Source organism: Mycobacterium sp. E2699 (assembly GCF_001666745.1).
GTDB lineage: Bacteria > Actinomycetota > Actinomycetes > Mycobacteriales > Mycobacteriaceae > Mycobacterium.
This window is the reverse complement of the sequence record NZ_LZJH01000144.1, coordinates 99,970-121,366: the sequence shown is the minus strand read 5'-3', so window position 1 is coordinate 121,366 and position 21,397 is coordinate 99,970. Positions and strand designations below refer to the sequence as shown.

The window sequence follows — 21,397 nt, the reverse complement described above, 5'->3', positions numbered from 1 at the left end:
TTAGGCCGCACGTCGCACGGCCAGCGCGGCGATCGCGCCGGCCTCGTTGATCGCCAGGTGCGCCAGCATCGGCGCCGCGAGGCTGCCCGAGCGGTCGGCCAGCCAGCCGAACACCCAGCCGGCGAGGCCGGTGACCAGCACCGTCGCCGCGACCGGCTGACCCGTCGCCCGCGCGTCCGGGATGTGGGAGAGGCCAAAAGCCGCGGCCTGCAACAGGCTTCCACCGGTTCGGCCGAACGCGCGGGTACCGGCGGTGGCCAGGGCGGCGCGAAAGGTGGCCTCCTCGGCCCAGACTGTGCCGGCGGGGATTCGCACCAGCAACCACTCCGGCACCGACGCCGGCGGCTCACCAACGGCCATCGCCGCCCGGACCATCGGCGCCGCGGTCGTCGCGGCGATCGCACCCGGAATGGCCGCCCCGGCCGCCGACCCCAGCCGTGCGCCCGCCCACAATCGCGGCGGGCGCAGTCCCAGCGGTGCGCGGGTCGCCGCCACCAGCAGCGCGCCCACACCCGCCTGCAGCGTGACGCGCCGCGTGGGCGGCAGCCGCGGACTGACGAAGCTCCAGCCCACCACGGCCGCTGCCAACAGCAGCGCCCGCAGCCGCCTCATCCAAAGAAGCGGGGCAGCACCGATTCTGAGGTCTCGCGCAGCTCCGCCAGGGTCACCGTGAACAGACCCTGCACCTCGACCGTGTCCGAGGCCTGATCGACGACACCGATGCGGACCGCCGGCAGCCCGCGCGCCTCGCACATCGCACGGAACCGGCTCTCCTCGGTACGAGGCACCCCGACCAGCACCCGGCCCGCCGACTCCGAAAACAACATCACAAACGGATCCGAACCCTCGGGAAGCACTATGCGGCAACCGGTTTCGCCCGCCAGCGCGGATTCCACGACGGCCTGGGCCAGGCCGCCCTCGGACAGGTCGTGCGCGGCGGACACCAGCCCGTCGCGCGATGCCGAGGCCAGCACGTCGGCCAGCAGCTTCTCGCGCGCCAGGTCGACCTTCGGCGGCAGCCCCCCCAGGTGGTCGGCGGTCACCTGCGCCCAGACGGAACCGTCGAACTCGTCGCGCGTGTCGCCCAGCAGCATGAGAGTCTCGCCCGGTTCGGTACCCAGGCCGGTCGGGATGCGCCGGGCGACGTTGTCCAACACGCCGAGCACGCCGACCACGGGCGTGGGCAGGATCGCCGCCGAACCGGTCTGGTTGTAGAAGCTCACGTTGCCGCCGGTCACCGGAATGCCAAGGGCCACACAGCCATCGGCCAGGCCGCGCACCGCCTGCGAGAACTGCCACATCACCCCGGGGTCCTCGGGCGAGCCGAAGTTGAGGCAGTTGGTGACCGCGACGGGGCTGGCGCCGGTGACGGCGACGTTGCGGTAGGCCTCGGCCAGCGCGAGCTGAGCCCCGGCGTACGGATCCAGCAGTGTGTAGCGACCCGACGCGTCCGTCGACACGGCGATGCCGCGGCCGGTCGACTCGTCAACGCGCAGCACGCCGCCGTCAGCGTGCTCGGCCAGCACGGTGTTGCCGCGCACATAGCGGTCGTACTGCTCGGTGATGAACGCGCGGCTGCACAGGTGCGGGCTGCCCAGCAGCGCAAGCAAAGTCGCGCGCAGCTCGTCGCCGGTGGACGGACGCGGCAGGCTCGTCGACCGGTCGGCGTTCAGGGCGTCCTGTGATGCGGGGCGCACAACCGGCCGCTGGTACACCGGCCCCTCGTGGGCCACGGTGCGCGGCGGCACGTCGACGACCGTCTCGCCGTGCCAGGTGATCCGCAACCGGTCGCCGTCGGTGACCTCGCCGATGACGGTGGCCAGCACCTCCCATTTGCGGCACACCGCCATGAAGGCGTCGACGTTCTCCGGCGCCACCACCGCGCACATGCGTTCCTGCGACTCGCTGCACAGCACCTCGGCCGGCGTCATCTCCTTGGCCCGCAGCTTCACCGCATCCAGCCGGATCGCCATCCCGCCGTCCCCGGCCGACGCCAATTCCGAAGTGGCGCAAGCTAATCCTGCCCCGCCGAGGTCCTGGATGCCGATCACCAGGCCGCCCGCGTACAGCTCCAGGCAGCACTCGATGAGCACCTTTTCCATGAAGGGGTCGCCCACCTGGACCGAGGGCAGCTTCTTGCGGGATCCGGTGGTGTCGAACGTGTCCGACGCCAGCACCGACACCCCGCCGATGCCGTCGAGCCCCGTCCGCGCGCCGAACAGGATGATCTGGTTGCCGGTGCCCGAGGCGAACGCCAGATGCAGGTCCTCCTGCCGCAGCACGCCGACGCACATCGCGTTGACCAACGGATTGCCGGCGTAGCAAGCGTCGAAGACGGTCTCGCCGCCGATGTTGGGCAGTCCCAGCGAGTTGCCGTAGCCGCCGATGCCGCGCACCACGCCGTCGACCACGCGGCGGGTGTCCGGGGCGTCGGCGGCGCCGAACCGGAGCTGGTCCATGACGGCGACCGGTCGCGCGCCCATGGCCATGATGTCGCGCACGATGCCGCCCACGCCGGTCGCCGCGCCCTGGTACGGCTCGACGTAGGAGGGGTGGTTGTGCGACTCCACCTTGAAGGTGACCGCCCAGCCGTCGCCGATGTCGACGACGCCGGCGTTCTCTCCGATCCCGGCGAGCATCCCGGCGCGCATCTCGTCGGTCGTGGTCTCACCGAAGTAGCGCAGGTGCACCTTCGAGGACTTGTAGGAGCAGTGCTCGCTCCACATCACCGAGTACATCGCCAGCTCGGTGTCGGTGGGCCTGCGGCCCAGGATCTCGCGGATGCGCTGGTACTCGTCGTCCTTCAGGCCCAGCTCGTGAAACGGTTGCGGCTGGTCGGGCGTGGTCGCGGCCTGGTCGACGGTGTCAATCTGGGTCCGCGCCCCTGTTCCGGAGACAGTCACCCGAACAGTGTAAGAGCGCTACCTGCCCTGCAGCAGGGCGGCGCTCGCGGCGTCGGCCGGATAGAACAGCTCGACGGCCAGTTCGGCGAGCGTGACGTCGAGCGGGGTCCCGAACGTCGTCAGTGTGGTGAACATGGACAGCGGTTGCCGACCGCCGACGTCCAGCACGAAGGGGACGAGCAGCGCGTCGGCGTTGTCCGGCGGCGCGCTTCGCGCTTTGGCGGCGCCCGCGACTCCGGGGTACCGGCGCACCTCGTCCTCGAGCGCCTGCAGCCCCGGGTCACCGGTGAGTGCGATCGTGCGCCGGAGTTGGTGCAGCAGGTAGCCCGCCCATTCGGGAAAGTTCAGGGTCCGCCCGGCGAGGCCGTCGGGGTGCAGCGACAGCCGGTAGACGTTGGCCGGCGGGCCGAGCAGCTCCGCGGGCAGCCCGGCGGTGAGCGCGGAGGCCGCCGCGTTGGTGCCCACGATGTTCCAGCAGCGATCGATCACGATGCCGGGGTAGGGGTCGTGGGCGTCGAGGAGGCGCTGCACCGCGTCACGGGCCGGGGAGAGCGCGGCGTCTTCGAGCGGGCGCGCCTGATAGCGGGGCGCGAAGCCGGCCGCGAGCAGCAGCGTGTTGCGCTCGCGCAGTGGAACATCGAGACCCTCGGCCAGGGCCAGCACCATCTCCGGGCTGGGGCGCGAGCGGCCCGTCTCGATGAAGCTCAGGTGGCGCGCCGACACGCCCACCGACAACGACAGGTCGAGTTGGCTCACCCGTCGCCGCTCGCGCCATTCGCGCAACAGGGCGCCCACCGCCGCATGGCTCACCAAGCCACGGTAACCACGCCGCCGTACGCGTGGCGATGACCTCGGAGGTAATTGTGCCGCTGCAACCGCCGCGACACGCTGGGCACGAAGCGCTCGATCGAAGCGCCCGACCCGAGGAGAAACGATGACCGACATCCAATCCGCCCCGAAATTCAGCGCCGAGGTGTTCGCGGCGTACTGGGCCGCGCCCACCATGTCGCGCGGCTTCGACGTCCTGGCCGACGACATCGTCGGCTACTGGCCCGGCGACGCCGAGCCGGTCCGCGGCATCGCGCCCTACACGGCGAAGATCGGCGAATTGCTGGACGCCGCACCGGATTTGACGCTGGAGGTCATCGACAGCGCCACCGTTCCCGGCGCCGCCGCGGGCGAGGAACTGGTGTTCCTGCACTACGTCGGCCGCGGCACCGGGCCCGACGGGCCGTTCCAGATCCGGGGGATCGACCGGGTTCGCACCCGCGACGGGATCGTCGTGGAAAACGTGATCCGCTACGACCCGCCGATCCTCCAGCGGGGCTGACCGGCGAGCTACTGACCCACCACGCAGAAGACGTTGCCCTCGGGGTCGGCCAGCACCACCCAGCGGAAGTTGTCGCCGAACTGGTGCCGGCCGACCTCGCTGGCCCCGGCCGCCGTCAGCCGGGCCACCTCGCCGTCGACGTCGGCGGCGCTGAAGTCGAGGTGCACGCGGTTTTTCCCGGGCGTCGGGTCGGGCACCTTCTGGAATCCGAGCTTGGGTCCCTCCGACAGCGTCACCGCCGTGAACTCGTCGGCGAGCAACTCCTGCGTCGAGCCGCCGAACTGCGCGGCCCACCAGCCCGCCAGCGTCGCCGGGTCGCTGCAGTCGATAGTGACCATTTCGATGTTGAGCGTCATGCCCGGATCGTAGGTCAGGGGGGTGACAGAAACGCTTGCAGCGCCGCCGAATAGGCGCCGACGTCGTGCGCGCCCATCAGCTCGCGCGCGGAGTGCATCGCCAGCTGCGGTGCGCCGACATCGACGGTCGGGATGCCCGTGCGGGCCGACGCCAGCGGCCCGATCGTCGAACCGCACGGCAGGTCGGCGCGGTGCTCGTAGCGTTGCAGCGGCACCCCGGCCTGCCGGCACGCCAGCTCGAACGCGGCGGCGGTGCGCCCGTCGGTGGCGTACCGCAGGTTGGGATGCACCTTGAGCACCGGGCCGGCGTTGACCTCGATCGGATGACCCGGCTCGTGCCGGTCCGGATAGTTGGGGTGGGTGGCGTGGGCCATGTCGGCCGAGGCCAGCAGCGACGCCGGCAGCCGGCGCAGGTAATCCTCCCTCGTGCCGCCGGCGGCCAGCACGATCCGTTCGAGGACGGTGCTCAGCAGGTTGGACTGCGCGCCGCGGTCGGAGGCCGACCCGACCTCCTCGTGGTCGAAGAGCACCAGCACCGGCACGCATCCGCGCGGCTCGGCGCCAAGAAGTGCCTCCAATCCCGCGTAGCAGCTGGCCTGGTTGTCCAGCCGGGGCGCGCTCAACAGGTCGGCGTCGGCCCCGATCACGGCCGACGGGGTCAGATCGTGCGTCATGAGGTCCGCGCCCAGCACGTCGCCGGGCGCCACCCCGGCGCGCTCGGCGACGTAGGCGACGAACGAACCCTGTTGTTCCCCAACGCCCCAGACCGCGTTGAGGTGTCGCTGCGGGTCCAGCGTCACCGACTTGCGGTCCTCGGCCAGGTGGATCGCCAGCTGCGGCACCCGCAGGATCGGGTCGTCGATCCGCACCAGGCGATGGGCGATCCCCTGCCCGTCCCGCACCGACAGCCGCCCGCTGATGCCCAGGTCGCGGTCCAGCCAGGAGTTGAGCCATGCGCCCCCGTACGGCTCGAGCGCCACCACTCGCCAGCCGGCGACGATGCGGTCCGGGTGCTGCTTGACCCGCAGGTTGGGGCTGTCGGTGTGCGCGCCGACGATCCGGAACGGACCGCCGGTCTCCTCGGAATGCCAGGCGACCAGCGAACCGGCGCGCACGACGAAATAGCGGCCGGATTGCTGCGGCCAGCGGTCGGCCTCGCCCAGTTCGGCATACCCGGACGCGGCCAGCCGGGTGGCCACCGTCGCGCAGGCATGAAACGGCGACGGGGACGCATCGATGAAGTCGCAGAGGTTTGCGGCGCTGGCCGGCATGGTGAACATCATGGCTGTCGGCGACCGCCGTCGCCACGATAGGGTCGACAGAGTGCCTCCGGTTCAGCCGCAACCCATCCTCCAGCCGTTGACACCAGCCGCCATCTTCCTCGTCGTCACCATCGACGACGGCGGAGAGGCGACGGTGCACGACGCGCTGGCGGACATTTCCGGGCTGGTGCGCGCGATCGGTTTCCGTGAGCCCCCGAAGCGGTTGTCCGCGATAGTCTCGATCGGCTCCGACGCCTGGGACCGCCTGTTTTCCGGGCCGCGTCCCGCCGAACTGCACCCGTTCGTCGCGTTGAAGGGCCCGCGGCACACGGCCCCGGCCACGCCCGGGGACCTGTTGTTGCACATCCGGGCCGAAAGCCTGGACGTCTGCTTCGAATTGGCCGACCGCATCCTGCGGGCGATGGCGGGCGCCGTCACCGTCGTCGACGAGGTGCACGGTTTCCGCTACTTCGACAACCGCGACCTGCTGGGCTTTGTCGACGGCACCGAAAACCCCGACGGCCCACTGGCCGTCAGCGCCACCACCGTCGGCGATGAGGATCCCGACTTCGCCGGCTCGTGCTATGTGCACGTGCAGAAGTACGTGCACGACATGTCGGCGTGGAACGCGTTGTCGGCCACCGAGCAGGAACTGGTGATCGGCCGGACCAAGCTGGACGACATCGAACTCGGTGACGACGACAAGCCGGCCAACGCCCACATCGCGCTCAACGTCATCACCGACGACGACGGCACCGAGCTGAAGATCGTGCGGCACAACATGCCCTTCGGTGAGCTGGGCAAGGGGGAATACGGGACGTACTTCATCGGGTATTCGCGCACACCGCGGGTCACCGAACAGATGCTGCAGAACATGTTCCTCGGCGACCCGCCCGGCAACACCGACCGTATCCTGGACTTCTCCACCGCGCTCACCGGCGGGTTGTTCTTCTCGCCCACCGTCGACTTCCTCGACGACCCACCGTCGTTGCCCGCGCCGTCGCTGGCGGCGCGGCCAGCGGCAGCTGATGACGGCTCACTCGCGATCGGCAGCCTGAAAGGAACCACTCGATGAACAACCTCTACCGCGACCTGGCACCGGTCACCGAAGCCGCTTGGGCCGAAATCGAATTGGAGGCCACCCGAACCTTCAAGCGCCACATCGCCGGGCGGCGAGTCGTCGACGTCAGCGAACCGGGCGGACCGGTCACCGCGGCGATCAGCACCGGCCGGCTTCGTGACGTCGAGGCGCCCACCGACGGCGTGGTGGCCCACCTCCGGGAGAGCAAACCCCTTGTCCGCCTGCGTGTTCCGTTCAACCTCTCGCGGTACGAGATCGACAACGTCGAACGCGGTGCGCAGGACTCCGACTGGGACCCCGTCAAGGCCGCGGCCAAGAAGCTGGCGTTCGTCGAGGACCGCGCCATCTTCGAGGGCTACGGCGCCGGGTCGATCGACGGCATCCGCGGCTGCAGCTCCAACCCGCCGTTGCAGCTGCCCGAGGATCCCCGCGACATGCCCGACGCCATCTCGCAGGCGTTGACCGGGCTGCGGCTGGCCGGCGTGGACGGCCCGTACTCGGTGCTGCTGGCCGCCGACGTGTACACCAAGGTCAGCGAGACCACCGAACACGGGTATCCCATCCGCGAGCACCTCAACCGATTGGTCGACGGGGACATCATCTGGGCGCCGGCCATCGACGGCGCCTTCGTGCTGACCACCCGGGGCGGCGACTTCGATCTGCAGCTGGGCACCGACGTCGCGATCGGATACCTCAGCCACGACGCCGAGACCGTTCAGCTGTATTTGCAGGAGACCCTGACGTTCTTGTGCTACACGGCCGAGGCGTCGGTCTGCCTGGCCCCCTAGTACCGCACGCCGTCAGCTGTCCTCCGGCAGCTCGAACGAGGCGATGAGACGGCCGATATCGCGGCGCCGCGAGTCGGCCGGCCACACCACCCAGGTACGGCGCACCAAGGGCCGTCCTACCAGCGGGGCCCACGTCACGTTGTCGGGCAACGGTTGCAGCTGGTCCTCCGGTGCAAGCGCGAAGGCATGCCCACCGCTCACGGCGGCGAACTTGACGTCGGCGATCAGCACGTGGCCATCCGGCGCCGGCGGCCCGATTTCGATGCCATGGCCGCGGAGCGCCGCCGTGAGCTCGTCGTACCACGCGGGGCTGCTCGACCGGGGAAAGCCCGTCCAGCGGAGGTCACTCAGATCGTGCAGTGCGATTCCCTCGGGACCGACCCGGTCGGCGGCAACCGCTGAATCAAGCAGGACCCCAAGGCTTTCCCGCGACACCAGTAATGCGTCGAATTCGGACCCGGTGGGACGTTCGCGCACCAGGCCGACGTCGAGTTCGTCGTTGTGCAAAGCGGCAAATTGCGCGGCCGTCGACAGGTGGCGCGGGACGACTCGCGTCTCGGGGACGTCTGCCGCGAACTTGGCGAGGACACCCGGCAACATGCGCGGAGCCAGCTCCAGCGGGATGCCCAGCCGTATGGCCCCGTCGGCTTCGCCGCGATAGCTCGCCATTGCTCGCACCGCCTGTCGGTATCGAGCGAGGACGCCGCGGGCTTCCTCGAGCAGGGCAACGCCGGCGTCGGTGGGTCGTACGCCGGTGCTGACCCGCTCCAGCAGCTGAACCCCCAGTTCGCGCTCGAGCGCGCTCACCGTCTGTGAGATCGCCGACTGGCTCACGTGTAGTCGGCGAGACGCCGCCGACATGCCGCCCTCTTCCACGACGGCCACGAAGGCACCAAGTTCTCGCAACTCCATAGCCGATGGCCGGTCCCCTGCTTCTCCCGATACCTGCTCAGCTTAGTTAATGGCCGCCATCGACAAAGCCGATAGCCACTCGGCGACGCCGGAATTAAATGGGTGCGCGGGGGCGCTATGCGCTTCGGCATGTGCAGCAATTCGTCGAGGAGAACTGGTATGGAAACAACACTTGAGGGCTCGACCGCGCTGGTCACCGGTGCCACGTCGGGCATCGGGCGCGCGGTCGCACTGCAACTCGCCGCGCTCGGCGCCGAGGTGGTGGTGCACGGGCGCAGCGCCGAACGCGGTGCCAAGACGGTCCAGGAGATCGAAAATTCCGGAGGGAAGGCACGTTTCGTTGCGGCCGACCTGGCCGAGGCCGACGACGTTCGGCGCCTGGCGGCCGCGGTGGGCCCGGTCGACATCCTGGTCAACAACGCAGGCGTGTACAAGTTCGGGACGACCGCCGACCTCGACGACGGGGTCTTCGACGAACACATGAACATCAACCTGCGCGCGCCCTATCTGCTGGTCCAGCAACTGGTGCCCGGCATGGCCGCGCGGGGCAGGGGCGTCGTCGTGAACATCAGCACCATCGCCGCCGCCGTCCCGGCGAAGATGGCCGGCGTCTATGGCGCCAGCAAGGCGGGTCTCGAGCTGCTGACGCGGGTCTGGGCGGACGAATTCGGCCCGTCCGGGGTCCGGGTGAACGCCGTGCAGGCCGGGCCGACCGAAACGTTGGGCACCGCCGCGACTCCCGGCCTCGCCGAGGGCTTCGCCACGGTCACCACGCTTGGCCGGGTGGCGCAGGCCGACGAGATCGCCAATGCCGTAACGTTTCTGGCCTCTCCGCAGGCGGGCTACATCAACGGCGCGATCCTGCCGGTGAGCGGCGGACTACTGGCGCTCGCCCCGTAGTGGGGGCCGTCACAGGTCCAACACCAGGTCGCTGCCCGGCGCGGCCGAGCAGATCAGGACCTCGGCATCGCCGGGCTGCTCCAGCGGTGCCTGCACGTAGGTCGCCGTCCCGGAGACGATGCCGGTGACGCACACGTGACACACCCCGCTGCGGCACGAGAAGCGGGTCGGCACATCGCACGCCTCGGCGAGGTCGAGAATGCTGCCGTAGTCCGGCGACCAGTCGACGGTCAGCCCGCTGCGGGCGAAGGTCACCGACGGTCCGGTGCCGGGCGGTCCGGCGGGCGGGTGCGGCACGGGGCGCTCTCCGGTTTCGAGAACGCCCGGGTTGATCGCCGGCAGGGCACCGAAGAGTTCGCTGTGGATGTTCTGGGGGTCTGAGCCGGCGGCCGTCAGGAATTCACGGATATCGGCCATGAATTGGGTCGGGCCGCAAAGGTAGACGCTGGCGTCGGGCGGCAGGCCCAGTGCCGCGATCGACTCCCCGTTGAGGCGGCCCTGGGTCTCGGTGTAGAAGACGCGCTGCCGAGCGTGCGGCAGGGAGTCGATCAGGCTCGTGACTTCGGCTGCGAACGCCTGCGTTTCGGGGTTGCGGGCGGTGTGCAGCCACCAGACGTCGCGGACGCTGTGGCCGGCGGACAGCGCGTGCAACATCGCCAGCACGGGCGTGGCCCCGATGCCCGCCGAGCAGAGGACAACCGGATTGTCGCCGTCGGTGAGATAGAAGTCGCCACGTGGTGCGGCCGCCTCGATCACCGCCCCTGGCTGGATGTGGGCGTGCAGCCACCGGCTCACCAAACCATGGTCTTCGCGCTTGACGCTCAGCCGGTAGGTCCCCGCAGCGGGATCACCCGACAGCGAGTAGCTGCGCAGCGGCGCCGGTTCGCCGGCTCCGCGAAGTCGCACGGGCAGGTATTGCCCCGGCAGCGGCGGTGGCAACGGGTCGCCGTCCTCGGACTCCAGGCGAATCGACAACACCTGGGGGCTTTCGCGGTGTATACGGGCGACCCGCAAGGTGCGAAATCCGTTCCACCGCGGTGATACTCCGGTCACCGGCGCCACGGCGGGCCCGGGTTCGGCCAGCATGTCCCGGAAGGACTGTTGCCAGCCGGGGCTGAGCGCCGGGACGTCGACGACCTTATGGAGTTGCTCGGCGTTGCGATTTGGCAGGTAGAGCAGCGCGTCGACGTCGGCGACGCTGAGCTCGTGACGGCCTCGCCGGGTCCGTACGATGTCGTCGCCGGCGCAAACGGTTCCCTCGCTGATGACCCGGAAGTAAAAGCCCGGCCGATGCTGGGAGACAAACAGATTGGGCATCCTGGGTTCGTTGAGTCGCATGCCGACCCGGAAGCAGGTGACGCGCGGCTGGGTGACCTCGAATTCCGCCTGACCGATGCGGTAGCGGTCACCGATGCAGACCTCGTCGTCGGTCAGGCCGGCGATCGTGAAATTTTCACCGAAGTGGCCCGGCTCCAGGTCATCGCGACCGAGGTAGGTCCTCCAAAAGTCGTACGACTCCACCTGGTAGACCATCACCGCGCGCTGTTCACCGCCGTGGCCCCCGAGGTCGCCCTGGCCGTCACCGTCCAGGTTGAGGCGGCGCACCATGACCGGTCCCTCGACCGGGGTCTTCCAGATCCCGGTGTGGACCGTTTTGCCCCGCCATCGGACGTCCTTGGGCATGCCGACATTGACCGATACCAGCCTGCCCACTGTGTCTCCTTGCGGTCCCCTGGGAGGAGCCTAGGTCAGCGGCTCTCCGCCGTCGACCTTCAGCGTCACACCGGTCATGAAGGTGTTGGTCATGGCGAACAGGACCGCTCCGGCGATATCGTCGGTGGTTCCGATTCGCCCCACGGGGTTGCCGTCGGCGATGCGGTTGAAGTAGTCCCGCTTGCCCTCGTCCCCGAAGGCATCCCAGGCTCCGCTGTCGATGACGCCGGGCGAGATCGCGTTGACCCGCACGGGAGCGAGTTCGACGGCCAGCCAACGAGCGAGGAAGTCAACTGCACCGTTGGTGATACCGACGCCCAGGTAACCCACGTTGTGCTTGAACGCGTGAACACCCGAGAACAGCACGAGCGAACCGCCCGCTTTCATCTGCGGCGCAAAGTGTTTGGCGAGCATGGTCGGCCCGATCACCTTGGTGTCGAAGGAGAGCCGCAGCTGATGGCGGTCCAGGTCGGCCAGCTTTCCGCGGGAGCGTGCCGACGCGGTCGACACCACATGATCCACCGCGCCCACCCGGGCGGCCAGGGCGGCGATCGACTCGTCGTCGGTGAGGTCGACCACCTCTGCGGCGATGTCGCGGCCGGCGTATGCGCTTTCCAGCTTGGGTTTGTCCCGGCCGGCCACGACCACGCGGGCACCTTCCGATCGCGCGAGCAACGCGACGGCCCGAGCAATTCCGCTGCCACGCCCGACCACCACTACTGTCCTGTCCCGCAACGCGTTACCCACCGTGCGATCGCTCCTCGCGTGGGGACAGGAACCGATCCGGCCCCAGAATTGGGATGTCTGGCCCAGAATATGCCGATCCGGGGCGGGCGGCAACATATCGGCCCGGGCTGTTGCCCGCCGCCCGATTGAGGCATAATGGGTTGCACAACCCATAAAGTAGGTGCGTTCGAGCGCGGGCTCAGGAGGAACGTCATGGCGAGCGTCCATCATCGTTACACCACCGTCGACGGTCATCGGCTGTTCTTCCGCGAGGCCGGCGATGCGGGCGCGCCCGCGCTGGTCCTCCTGCACGGGTTCCCCACCAGTTCCTATATGTTCCGGGCCCTGATACCAGCGCTGGCCGACCGCTACCACGTGATCGCACCGGACCACCTGGGCTTCGGACTCTCGGACGCCCCACCGGTCGAAGAGTTCGACTACACCTTCGATGCACTCACCGACCTGACCGCGGGTCTGTTGCGCACGCTCGGCATCGACCGCTACGCCATCTACGTCCAGGACTACGGCGCCCCGATCGGATGGCGGCTCGCGCTGCGGGATCCGTCCGCCATCACCGCGATCATCACCCAGAACGGCAACGGTTACGACGCGGGATTCGTCGAAAGCTTCTGGAAAGTGGTGTGGGCCTACCAAAACGAGCCGACACCCGACACGGAGGCCCCGGTGCGGCAGTTCCTCACGCTGGATGCCACCCGGTGGCAGTACGTCACGGGCGTGCCCGACGAGACACTCGTCGACCCCGAATCCTGGCATCACGACCACGCGCTGATCTCTCGCCCCGGCAACGACGAAGTCCAGCTGAAGCTGCTCCGCGACTACGCCACCAACGCGCCGCTCTATCCGCGTCTGCACGAGTACTTCCGCGCGAGCCGGGTGCCGCTGCTGGCGGTGTGGGGTCGCGGCGACGAGATCTTCGGACCGGCCGGCGCCGAGGCGTTCGCCGACGACCTACCCGACGCCGAGATCCACCTGCTCGACGGCGGGCACTTCCTGCTCGAATCGGCGCTGGACGAGGTCGCCGCGCTGATCCGTGACTTCCTCGCCAAGCTCCCCGTGGCCGCCTGACCGGGCCGCAGCCGCCACCACATCAATGGGTTGAATAGCCCATAAGCGCGGAGTCCCCGGACTAACCTGGGACGATGGCCCATCCCGATGTTCTCGACGAGCAGCGGTTGACCGCCAAGGGGCGCGCCACCCGCGACCGGATCGTGCAGGCCGCAGCCCAGCTCATCGTCACCGAGGGCCTGTCGGCGTCGAACATGGAGAACGTGCGCAGGGCGGCTTCGGTCAGCGGCTCGCAGCTTGCGCATTATTTCACCGACAAGGGCGCGCTCATTCGGGCGGTGATCCGGCGCCAGATCGGAGTGGTGCTGGACTTCCACCGCCAGCCCAGGCTCCACGGCCTGCGTTCATTCGACGACTTCGAGCGGTGGGCCGACCTCAACCTGCGTTACCTGAGGCGCATCGGATATTTCGGCACACCCACCTACCACGCCCTCGCCGCCCAGCTGGTGAAATCCGACGACGCGACGCGCGAAACCCTGGGATGGGGCTACTGGCGGTGGGTCGAGCTGCTCGAGGAATCGATCCGGCGGATGAGAGATGACGGTGTCCTGGTCGCCGATGCCGACCCGCGCCGGCTGGCGCTGGTCATCGTCAGCGCTCACCAGGGGGGCGGGACGCTGGCCTTCACCTATCGGGCGGAGTGGCCGCATGCCGACGCGGTCCGGTTCGCGGTCAACTATTTGCGGCTGTTCGCCACCGATGCGGCCGAACGGGTCCCGCGGGCCGCCCGGCGCCCCCGTGCTCGGCGTGGGCGGCAACGTGACTGACGACGCGCCATCGCGGTTCACCCGCAAGGGTCTGGCGACGCGGGCGCGCATCGTCGAGGTCGCCGCTCGCCTCATGTTCGAGCGCGGCGTCGCCAATACCAGCATCGATCAGGTGCGGCGCGTGGCCGACGTGGGCGGCTCGCAGATGTCGCACTACTTCGCCGACAAGCGCGACCTCACCCGCCATGTCGTCGCCGCTCGCCGCGACGAGGTGCGGGCCTTCCACACTCAACCGTCGCTGGAAGGTCTCGACAGCCTCGATGCGCTGCAGGCGTGGGCCGATGCGTGCATCACCGCCGCGGACTCCGTGTACCGCGTCGGCGGTTGCGTCTACGGCGCTTTGGCCGGTGAGCTCATCGACGCCGACGACGAAGTGCACGACGATCTCTCGGCGGGCTACGACCAGTGGATCGGGCTGTTTCAGGCGGGTCTCACGGCGATGCGGCAGCGCGGCGACCTGCGCCCCGACGCCGACCCGCGGCATCTGGCCGTGTCGCTGGTTGTCGCACACCAGGGCGGCGCCATGGTCACGCACGCCACCGGAGACACCGAACCGCTGCGGGCCGCCGTCACGGCGGCCGTCGACTACGTGCGCTGGTTTGCGCCGCCGCCCCCACCGCGCAACACGCGTCGCCGAGGTAAGTCCTGACCCGGTTGCCGGCCGCCGGTCTGGACAGAATGGGTCCACTGGCCCATAATAGTGGGTCAGATGGCCCATTCAATCTGATGTGGACGGCTCGCAGCCGACGCGCCGATGCACCGGCGCAGATCCACATGCACAGGCCAACAAGCGATCTGGGGAAGAGGCGGCAGTTGTCCATCACCGATGCACCCCAGCTGCCCACCGCTCCGGCCGTTGTTCGCGAGCGGCCCGGCGGCGACACCATGCGAGCGATCATCCTCGCGGGGTTCGGCGGACTCGACAACCTCGTCTACACCGACATCCCCAAGCCGCTGCCCCGGGACGGCGAAGTTGTCATCCAGGTCAAGGGGTTCGGCATCAACCACGCCGAGATCCACATGCGCCGGGGGGAATGGGCGGAAGCCGCCGAAGTCAGCGGCATCGAATGCGTGGGCGTCGTCGACTCCTGCCCGGGAGGCGAATTCCCGACCGGCGCCAAGGTGGCGGCCTTGATGGGCGGCCTGGGGCGAACGATCAATGGCAGCTACGCCGAGTACACGCGCGTCCGCGCGGCGAACGTCGTCCCACTCGAGTCCGACCTGACGTGGTCGCAGCTCGCCGCGCTCCCGGAAACCTATGCGACCGCTTGGACGTGCCTGTTCCGCAACCTCGAATTGACGGCGGGACAGACGCTGGTGATCCGCGGGGCCACCTCGGCGTTGGGCCAGGCGGCGCTCAAGATGGCCGTGGCCACCGGGGCGAACGTCATCGCCACCGCGCGTAGCCGCGAGCGCTTTCGGATGCTCGAGGAGTTGGGAGCTGTCCGCGTCGAATTGGAGCGTCGTGACCTTGCCAGCCACATTGCCGAGGCCAAGCAGATCGATGCGGTCCTCGATTTCGTCGGCAACAGCACGATCCTCGACTCGCTCGACATGTTGCGCCGCGGTGGTTCGGCATGCCTGGCCGGGTGGCTCGGCGGGCTTGCGCCCATCGGCGATTTCAACCCGCTTGCGCGGATGGCCAGCGGGGTGAACTTCACCTTCTTCGCCAGCCCGGTCTTTGGCAATCCCGGCTTCCCGGTGTCGGATGTGCCGCTGGGCGACATCGCACAGCAGGTGGCGGATGGCAAATTCGACGCGAAACCGGCTCGCGTTTTTTCGTTCGACCAGATTCACGAGGCCCACCGGCTGGCGGAGTCGGGCGAAGCCGGCGGTAAGGTCGTCGTTGTCATGGACTGACAGCGGCGTAAAGACCTTCCTCGAGAATAGCTTTCGCCAATGAGGGGACACCACAGTGGGTTTGGCATGGCAACAAGGACCATTGGCATCCGGATCGGCGGGGCATTTCCTCGTCGAGCAGCCGCTGCCGCCGCGGCTGTTGTTCGCCGAGCCGTTGCGCCGGCGCATGCGGGTACGCTTCGCGGACCGCTGGATCGCCGACAGCGAGGACGTCATCCTGCTGCACGAACCTGGGCGGTACCCGGTCGCCTACTTCCCCGCCGGTGATGTCGAGGCGGGAATGGTGGTCGCCGAGGATCGGGTGACTCAGCACCGCGACCTCGGCGACACCCAGTGGTTCACCGTCACGGCCGCGGAGCGAGAGGCCAATCACGCCGCCTGGCAACACACGGCACTGCCGCCGCATGCAGCGGTCCTGGACGGGCGGCTGGCCTTCGCCTGGCGCGCCATGGACGCCTTCTACGAGGAAGACGACCGCATCGTCGGGCATGCCGCCGACGCCTATCACCGCATCGACATCCGCTCCACCTCACGCCATCTCGTCGTCCGGGACGGGGAGCAGGTGGTCGCCGAAACGAAGCGCCCGTTGGCACTATACGAATCGGGCTTTGCGCCGCGCTGGTACGTGCCGCGAGAGGATACCGACCAGGATTCCCTCACTCTCGTTGCGTTGCAGACCTTTTGCCCCTATAAGGGGATCTGCTCCTATTACGACGTCGGCGGCCGCAAGCGGGCCGCCTGGTCGTACGTCGACGCCTGGCCGGAGGTAGGGCCGGTGACAAATCTGGTTTCCTTCGAGCCCGACAAGATCGATGTGTATCTCGACGGCAAGCAGCTACAGCTCGAGCCCGGCCAGACCGTCATTCCGCATGGCGTTGACCGCGGGCTCGACACCGATGAGGTGCTGCTTCCGAAGCCGTCCACGCAGAGCGCCAGGGATTGACCATGCGGCCCGGAACCCCGTCGGTACTCGTATTCGACGTGAACGAGACGCTCCTCGACATCGAGTCGCTGGCACCGCTTTTCGGGGAGAAGTTCGGCGACGAGGGGGTGCTGCGCGAATGGTTCGCCCAGCTCGTCATGTACTCGATGACCGTCACCCTGGCGGACCACTACGTGAACTTCTCGGCGCTCGCCCAGGGCGTGCTGCGGATGCTCGGTGACATCTACCACGTGGACGTCACGGACCACGACCTGCACCGCCTGAAAAGCGGCCTGCTCACGATGCCGGCACACCCGGATGCGGCCGATGCGCTTGCCGCTCTGCGCGACAACGGATTCCGCCTTGTCACCCTGACCAACTCACCGCCCAACCCGACCGGGCCGACCGCACTGCAGCATTCCGGCCTCGGCGACTTTTTCGAGGCGCAGCTGAGCGTCGACGCCCGCCGCGCCTTCAAGCCGGCCCCCGCGGTGTACCGGTACGTGTGCGAAACGCTCGGCGCCGCTCCCGCCGATTGCATGATGGTGGCCGCACACGTGTGGGACACCCTCGGCGCCCAGCATGTGGGTTTCAGCTCGGCACTGATCACCCGACCGGGCAATCCGCCGCTGCCCGTCGACGGGCTGCCCCAACCGACGCTGGTGGTGAGCGACATGCGACAGCTGGCCGCGCGCCTCATCGGCGGATAGCCGAACCACGGAGAGGACCTTCGCATATGACGGCGGACTTCGACTCGCACTACGACGTCGTCATACTGGGCGCCGGGCCGATCGGGCAGAACGTCGCCGACCGCGTCCGCGCCGCGGGTCTCAGCGTTGCGGTGGTCGAGCGCGAGCTCGTCGGGGGCGAGTGCTCGTACTGGGCCTGCGTGCCCAGTAAAGCGTTGCTGCGCCCGGTCATCGCCGTCTCGGACGCGCGCCGGGTCGACGGCGCCCGCGAGGCGGTCAGCGGTTCGATCAGCAGCGCGGGCGTCTTCGGTCGCCGCAATCGCTACGTCACCGACTGGGACGACAGCGGCCAGGCCGACTGGGTGACCGGACTCGGCGCCACCCTGGTGCGCGGGTACGGCCGGTTGGCCGGCCCGCGCCGAGTCGCCGTCAGCACCCCCGGCGGCGAGCAGCCGGTGCTGACGGCGCGGCACGCGGTGGTGGTCTGCACCGGCAGCCGGCCCGCGCTCCCCGACCTGCCCGGCATCGCCGAGGCCAAACCGTGGACGAACCGGGATGCCACCGACAGCAGCTACGTCCCGGAGCGGCTCGCCGTCGTCGGTGCGGGCGGCGTGGGCGTCGAAATGGCCACCGCCTGGCAAGGATTGGGCGCGCAGGTGACCCTGCTGGCTCGCGGCTCCGGCCTGCTGCCCCGCATGGAGCCCTTCGTGGGCGAGCTCATCGGCCGTGGACTCGCCGAGGCGGGTGTGGACGTCCGCACGGGAGCATCGGTCCGCGCGCTGCGCCGGCCCGACGGCGGGCGCGCGATCCTCGAATTGGGCGACGGATCCGAATTAGAGGTCAGTGAGGTGCTTTTCGCCACGGGCCGGGCGCCGCTCACCGACGACATCGGCCTGGAGACGATCGGGCTGCGCCCGGGCAGCTGGCTCGACGCCGACGACACCTGCCGGGTGCGAGCGGTCGAGGACGGCTGGCTCTATGCGGCGGGCGACGTCAATCACCGGGCGCTGCTGACCCATCAGGGCAAGTACCAGGGGCGCATCGCCGGAGCGGCGATCGGGGCGCGCGCGGAGGGACGGCCGTTGGACACCGCCCCGTGGGGCGCCCACGCGACCACCGCCGACCACCACGCCGTGCCGCAGGCCTTCTTCACCGACCCGGAAGCCGCCGCCGTCGGACTGACAGCCCGACAGGCCGAGGACGCCGGGCACCGGGTGCGCACGGTCGATGTCGAGATCGGCGACGTCGTGATGGGAGCCAAGCTCTACGCCGACGGGTACACGGGTCGGGCGCGCATGGTGGTCGATGCCGATCGCGGGCGCCTGCTCGGCGTCACGCTGGTCGGCCCCGGGGTCACCGAGATGCTGCACTCGGCCACGATCGCCGTCGCGGGCCAGGTGCCGCTCGATCGGCTGTGGCATGCGGTCCCCTGCTTCCCGACGGTCAGCGAACTGTGGCTGAGATTGCTCGAGGCCTATCGGGATGCGGCGGACGATAATTGACGCATGGCGACTTCAGACGGATTCCATCCAGACTTCGACGACGCGACTGTTGCGGTCACGCGCAACCGGGTGCACCACATCAGGGCGTCGGACATCAGTTCCGACACCGCACAGTCGGAGGGCCTGCGCCGCTTCGCCGCGCTGTCCGGCAAGTCGGTCGGCGCGGAGAAGCTGTGGATGGGCGAGACGCACGCGTCACCGAAGACCGTCTCGTCGAACCATCACCACGGCGAATCGGAGACCGCAATCTACGTGCGAAGCGGCAACCCGGAGTTCGTCTTCCACGACGGCGTTCACGAGGTCCGCGTCTCGACCGCGCCCGGCGATTACGTCTTCATCCCGCCGTATCTGCCGCACCGGGAAGAGAATCCCGACGCCGACTCGCCCGCGGAAGTCGTGATCGCACGCAGCACCCAGGAGGCCATCGTCGTCAATCTGCCGGAGCTGTATCCGCTGGAAGAGCCTCAGTAGACAGCGATTTCAATGAGGTTGCCGTCGACGTCGCGGCAGTAGTGCGAGGTCATCGGCCCCAGCGCGCCGATCTTGGTGACCGGCCCGGAGACGACGTCGACGCCGCACGCCGCGAGGTGGGCGCGCACCTCCTCGGGGCTCGCCCGGGTGACGAAGCACAAGTCCTCGGAGCCGGCCGCCTCGACGGAGCCGGTGACCCAGTCGGGGTCGTCGGCCAGCGCGCCCACCGGTCGCAGGTTGATCTTCTGATCCCCGAAGCACACGGCGGTTCTGCCGGACGGCCCGAAAGTCTCGCGCCGCATGCCCAGCACCCGCTCGTACCACGACGCGGTGGCATGAACGTCTTGGCAGTTCAGCACGATATGGTCGATCCGTTCCACCGTGAATCCCACGTCCAGCCCTCCCGCGGTGTGGCGTTGTCGTCACCCCACCTTCGACGGTCACCGTGCGAACGGCAAACCCGTCGACGTGTCGGCCGCGCCGTGCGCCTCCTGGGCTAGCCCATTGTCAAAATCGCCATTGCGGCCAGCGCCATTATGGTGCCGAGGGCCACCAGTATCACGGTGATCGCAGCGCGCACAATTTCGTCTTCGCTGGGTCGCCGTCGCGGCATCATGGTTCCGACGCGCCAGACAATAGCTTTGGTTCTTCCGGCCGCAGCGGTCCAGGGGCTTATCTCCGACTCGAAATCGGGATACGTACGGGTGCTGACAAGCTCGTGCGTCGGGCTCGCGGAAGTCATGCCGGGCCTCCTTGGACATGCGGGCCCACGGATCGGTGTTTTGTGGTCAAAGAAGCCACCCCCTTTTTCTCATGACCGATGGTAGAAAAGGCAGGTAACTATTCCAGTGAAGGCGGCTAACGGTATGGCACGTAACCGATTACGCCTCCGTATCGAATTGGGTTCTGATCGCCCTGGGACCGTTGCAAGCGACCAACCCCGGGCCCTTTGTTTCGCTCAGCCAATTCTCAACAATTTCTTGGCTGCCGGCTGGCTCGGCTCCAAGGATCTGCAAAGCCGCAGGCCCCACCATCTATCTCATGACGAGTGAGCCGCTCTGCGCAGACCTGGTCGAACGCTACCTGTGCACGCGCGGCAGCCGGTATTTCCGGGGCCGGCACGACGGCGAGTTCTTCTACGTCGCCAACACCCGTCCGCGGCGGCTGCACGTCCATCTGGAGATCTGCCCGACGCACGGCGACGTGTTGATGATCCGGGTGGCTCCCGCCTGCTACTTCCCGGCCGCCGACCGCCCCTGGCTGACACACTTCGCCGACACGTGGAACGGACAGAACCGCGAGGTCGTCGCGATTGTGCACGGCTCCTCGGATCCGCAGCGCATCGGCGTGGTGGCGCGCCGATCGCAGTGGATCAGAAAGGGCGCTTCGTTCGAGGATTTCGCATCCTTCGTCGACGCCGCGATAGCTGACGCGATCGACCTGTTCGGCCAGTTGGCCCCGGTCGTCGACTTACCGTCGACGGAGGATCCGATGCTGCTCGACGCCGGCTAAGACCTGGCCACCGTAACGCCACGGCGAAATCTCGGGCGGTATTTCGCAGCGGCGCTACGCTCGCCGACGTTTAGGGCCCCGACCACATTGGCAATCGATAGCGAATCGCAGGAACACGGCGACGAGCGGGCAACAAGGGCAGCGTCGCTGAGGCCCACACGCAGGAAACCAGTGGGATCCGGCCTTCACCAGACAGGTCGCCAAGGCGGCCGGTCCCGTCATCAAGCGCTGGTAGCGCGCCGAGGTGCGCAACGTTGACAATGTTCCGTCAACGGGCGGCGACCGCCCCGTCTACCCTCGCCCATTACGGCCTGTTCATCGGCCCGCTGGACGGCTTGCTGCGCCGCCCCGGGGTCATCGAGGCGAGCCGGGAAAACGCGGCGGCCGCGTTGCACTCCGGCGCGGTGGTGTTGGTGTTGCCCGGCGGCGACTACGACTCCTACCGGCCCACCTTCAGCGCGAACACCATCGACGTCACCGGCCGCTTCGGCAACGACCCCGACGTCGACGAGGTCGACGCCCACGTGCGCGCCGTGATGGAGTCCGCGCTCAAGCGGCTGGCCGCCGAGCGCCGGTTCCCCGTCCTGGGCTGACACTCGAACGAATGATGCAGTGCG

General features: G+C 68.8%; 23 protein-coding genes and 1 pseudogene. 14 read left to right on the top strand and 10 right to left on the bottom strand.

Going from position 1 to position 21,397, the window contains the following annotated elements; all coding sequences use genetic code 11:
* From A5696_RS25005 to A5696_RS24995, 3 genes are read right to left on the bottom strand one after another with little or no spacing between them, the layout of a single operon-like run.
* Positions 1-612: a CPBP family intramembrane glutamic endopeptidase gene (locus A5696_RS25005; protein ID WP_067883665.1), complete on the bottom strand. Its 612-nt coding sequence runs from the start codon at positions 610-612 to the stop codon at positions 1-3.
* A complete protein-coding gene (gene purL, locus A5696_RS25000) occupies positions 609-2,903 on the bottom strand; it encodes a phosphoribosylformylglycinamidine synthase subunit PurL (protein ID WP_067883664.1) in 2,295 nt (764 codons plus the stop codon). Before purL ends, A5696_RS25005 begins: the two co-directional genes overlap by 4 nt.
* Positions 2,904-2,921: 18 nt before the next feature.
* Complete coding sequence (locus tag A5696_RS24995) at positions 2,922-3,713, bottom strand: helix-turn-helix domain-containing protein (RefSeq protein WP_067883720.1); 792 nt, start codon at positions 3,711-3,713, stop codon at positions 2,922-2,924.
* 124 nt (positions 3,714-3,837) lie between these two features.
* On the opposite strand from A5696_RS24995, the gene A5696_RS24990 reads away from it, so the two are divergent.
* Positions 3,838-4,233, top strand: coding sequence for a nuclear transport factor 2 family protein (locus tag A5696_RS24990; RefSeq protein ID WP_067883663.1), 396 nt, complete (start codon positions 3,838-3,840; stop codon positions 4,231-4,233).
* Positions 4,234-4,241: 8 nt separating this feature from the next.
* Here the strand turns inward: A5696_RS24990 and A5696_RS24985 are convergent, their stop codons facing one another.
* Positions 4,242-4,589, bottom strand: coding sequence for a VOC family protein (locus A5696_RS24985; protein WP_067883662.1), 348 nt, complete (start codon positions 4,587-4,589; stop codon positions 4,242-4,244).
* 14 nt (positions 4,590-4,603) lie between these two features.
* A complete protein-coding gene (locus A5696_RS24980; protein ID WP_067883719.1) occupies positions 4,604-5,860 on the bottom strand; it encodes a M18 family aminopeptidase in 1,257 nt (418 codons plus the stop codon).
* A 10-nt stretch (positions 5,861-5,870) separates the two neighbouring features.
* Between A5696_RS24980 and A5696_RS24975 the strand changes: the two genes are divergently transcribed.
* Together A5696_RS24975 and A5696_RS24970 are read left to right on the top strand one after the other, a co-directional pair.
* Positions 5,871-6,926, top strand: a complete 1,056-nt coding sequence (locus A5696_RS24975; RefSeq protein ID WP_197517078.1) for a Dyp-type peroxidase — start codon at positions 5,871-5,873, stop codon at positions 6,924-6,926.
* Complete coding sequence (locus A5696_RS24970) at positions 6,923-7,720, top strand: family 1 encapsulin nanocompartment shell protein (protein ID WP_067883660.1); 798 nt, start codon at positions 6,923-6,925, stop codon at positions 7,718-7,720. Before A5696_RS24975 ends, A5696_RS24970 begins: the two co-directional genes overlap by 4 nt.
* Positions 7,721-7,732: 12 nt before the next feature.
* Here A5696_RS24970 and A5696_RS24965 read toward each other — a convergent pair whose 3' ends face one another.
* Complete coding sequence (locus A5696_RS24965) at positions 7,733-8,632, bottom strand: LysR family transcriptional regulator (protein WP_067883659.1); 900 nt, start codon at positions 8,630-8,632, stop codon at positions 7,733-7,735.
* 159 nt (positions 8,633-8,791) lie between these two features.
* On the opposite strand from A5696_RS24965, the gene A5696_RS24960 reads away from it, so the two are divergent.
* The gene (locus A5696_RS24960; RefSeq protein WP_067883658.1) at positions 8,792-9,532 is read left to right on the top strand and encodes an SDR family NAD(P)-dependent oxidoreductase; all 741 of its coding nucleotides are present in this window, start codon (positions 8,792-8,794) and stop codon (positions 9,530-9,532) included.
* Between the two features lie 9 nt (positions 9,533-9,541).
* Here A5696_RS24960 and A5696_RS24955 read toward each other — a convergent pair whose 3' ends face one another.
* Together A5696_RS24955 and A5696_RS24950 are read right to left on the bottom strand one after the other, a co-directional pair.
* Positions 9,542-11,245 carry an MOSC and FAD-binding oxidoreductase domain-containing protein gene (locus A5696_RS24955; protein ID WP_067883657.1) on the bottom strand — a complete coding sequence of 568 codons (1,704 nt, stop codon included), beginning with the start codon at positions 11,243-11,245 and terminating at the stop codon, positions 9,542-9,544.
* Positions 11,246-11,275: 30 nt separating this feature from the next.
* Positions 11,276-12,226, bottom strand: a complete 951-nt coding sequence (locus tag A5696_RS24950; RefSeq protein ID WP_231964584.1) for an SDR family oxidoreductase — start codon at positions 12,224-12,226, stop codon at positions 11,276-11,278.
* Between A5696_RS24950 and A5696_RS24945 the strand changes: the two genes are divergently transcribed.
* From A5696_RS24945 to A5696_RS24910, 8 genes are all read left to right on the top strand, one after another.
* Complete coding sequence (locus A5696_RS24945) at positions 12,185-13,057, top strand: alpha/beta fold hydrolase (RefSeq protein ID WP_067883655.1); 873 nt, start codon at positions 12,185-12,187, stop codon at positions 13,055-13,057. The genes A5696_RS24950 and A5696_RS24945 overlap by 42 nt on opposite strands.
* A 74-nt stretch (positions 13,058-13,131) precedes the next feature.
* Positions 13,132-13,824 (top strand): TetR/AcrR family transcriptional regulator, encoded by a 693-nt coding sequence (locus A5696_RS24940; RefSeq protein ID WP_067883654.1) that lies wholly within the window; start codon positions 13,132-13,134, stop codon positions 13,822-13,824.
* Positions 13,817-14,473, top strand: a complete 657-nt coding sequence (locus A5696_RS24935) for a TetR/AcrR family transcriptional regulator (protein WP_067883718.1) — start codon at positions 13,817-13,819, stop codon at positions 14,471-14,473. Before A5696_RS24940 ends, A5696_RS24935 begins: the two co-directional genes overlap by 8 nt.
* A 164-nt stretch (positions 14,474-14,637) precedes the next feature.
* Positions 14,638-15,684, top strand: coding sequence for a zinc-binding dehydrogenase (locus tag A5696_RS24930; RefSeq protein ID WP_067883653.1), 1,047 nt, complete (start codon positions 14,638-14,640; stop codon positions 15,682-15,684).
* Positions 15,685-15,739: 55 nt separating this feature from the next.
* The gene (locus A5696_RS24925; protein ID WP_067883652.1) at positions 15,740-16,627 is read left to right on the top strand and encodes a DUF427 domain-containing protein; all 888 of its coding nucleotides are present in this window, start codon (positions 15,740-15,742) and stop codon (positions 16,625-16,627) included.
* Positions 16,628-16,629: 2 nt separating this feature from the next.
* Positions 16,630-17,316, top strand: a complete 687-nt coding sequence (locus tag A5696_RS24920; protein ID WP_067883651.1) for a haloacid dehalogenase type II — start codon at positions 16,630-16,632, stop codon at positions 17,314-17,316.
* 26 nt (positions 17,317-17,342) lie between these two features.
* On the top strand, positions 17,343-18,797 hold the full coding sequence (locus A5696_RS24915) for an NAD(P)/FAD-dependent oxidoreductase (RefSeq protein ID WP_067883650.1): 1,455 nt from the start codon (positions 17,343-17,345) through the stop codon (positions 18,795-18,797).
* Between the two features lie 3 nt (positions 18,798-18,800).
* A complete protein-coding gene (locus tag A5696_RS24910) occupies positions 18,801-19,268 on the top strand; it encodes a cupin domain-containing protein (RefSeq protein ID WP_067883649.1) in 468 nt (155 codons plus the stop codon).
* Here the strand turns inward: A5696_RS24910 and A5696_RS24905 are convergent.
* Together A5696_RS24905 and A5696_RS24900 are read right to left on the bottom strand one after the other, a co-directional pair.
* Positions 19,262-19,660, bottom strand: coding sequence for a VOC family protein (locus A5696_RS24905; protein WP_067883648.1), 399 nt, complete (start codon positions 19,658-19,660; stop codon positions 19,262-19,264). The genes A5696_RS24910 and A5696_RS24905 overlap by 7 nt on opposite strands.
* 104 nt (positions 19,661-19,764) lie before the next feature.
* Positions 19,765-20,010, bottom strand: a complete 246-nt coding sequence (locus A5696_RS24900; protein WP_067883647.1) for a hypothetical protein — start codon at positions 20,008-20,010, stop codon at positions 19,765-19,767.
* A gap of 299 nt (positions 20,011-20,309) precedes the next feature.
* Between A5696_RS24900 and A5696_RS24895 the strand changes: the two genes are divergently transcribed.
* Both A5696_RS24895 and A5696_RS24890 read left to right on the top strand, forming a co-directional pair.
* A complete protein-coding gene (locus A5696_RS24895; protein WP_067883646.1) occupies positions 20,310-20,780 on the top strand; it encodes a hypothetical protein in 471 nt (156 codons plus the stop codon).
* Positions 20,781-20,937: 157 nt separating this feature from the next.
* Positions 20,938-21,373 (top strand): annotated as a pseudogene (locus A5696_RS24890) (hypothetical protein); the annotation flags it as partial.
* Positions 21,374-21,397: the final 24 nt, after the last annotated feature.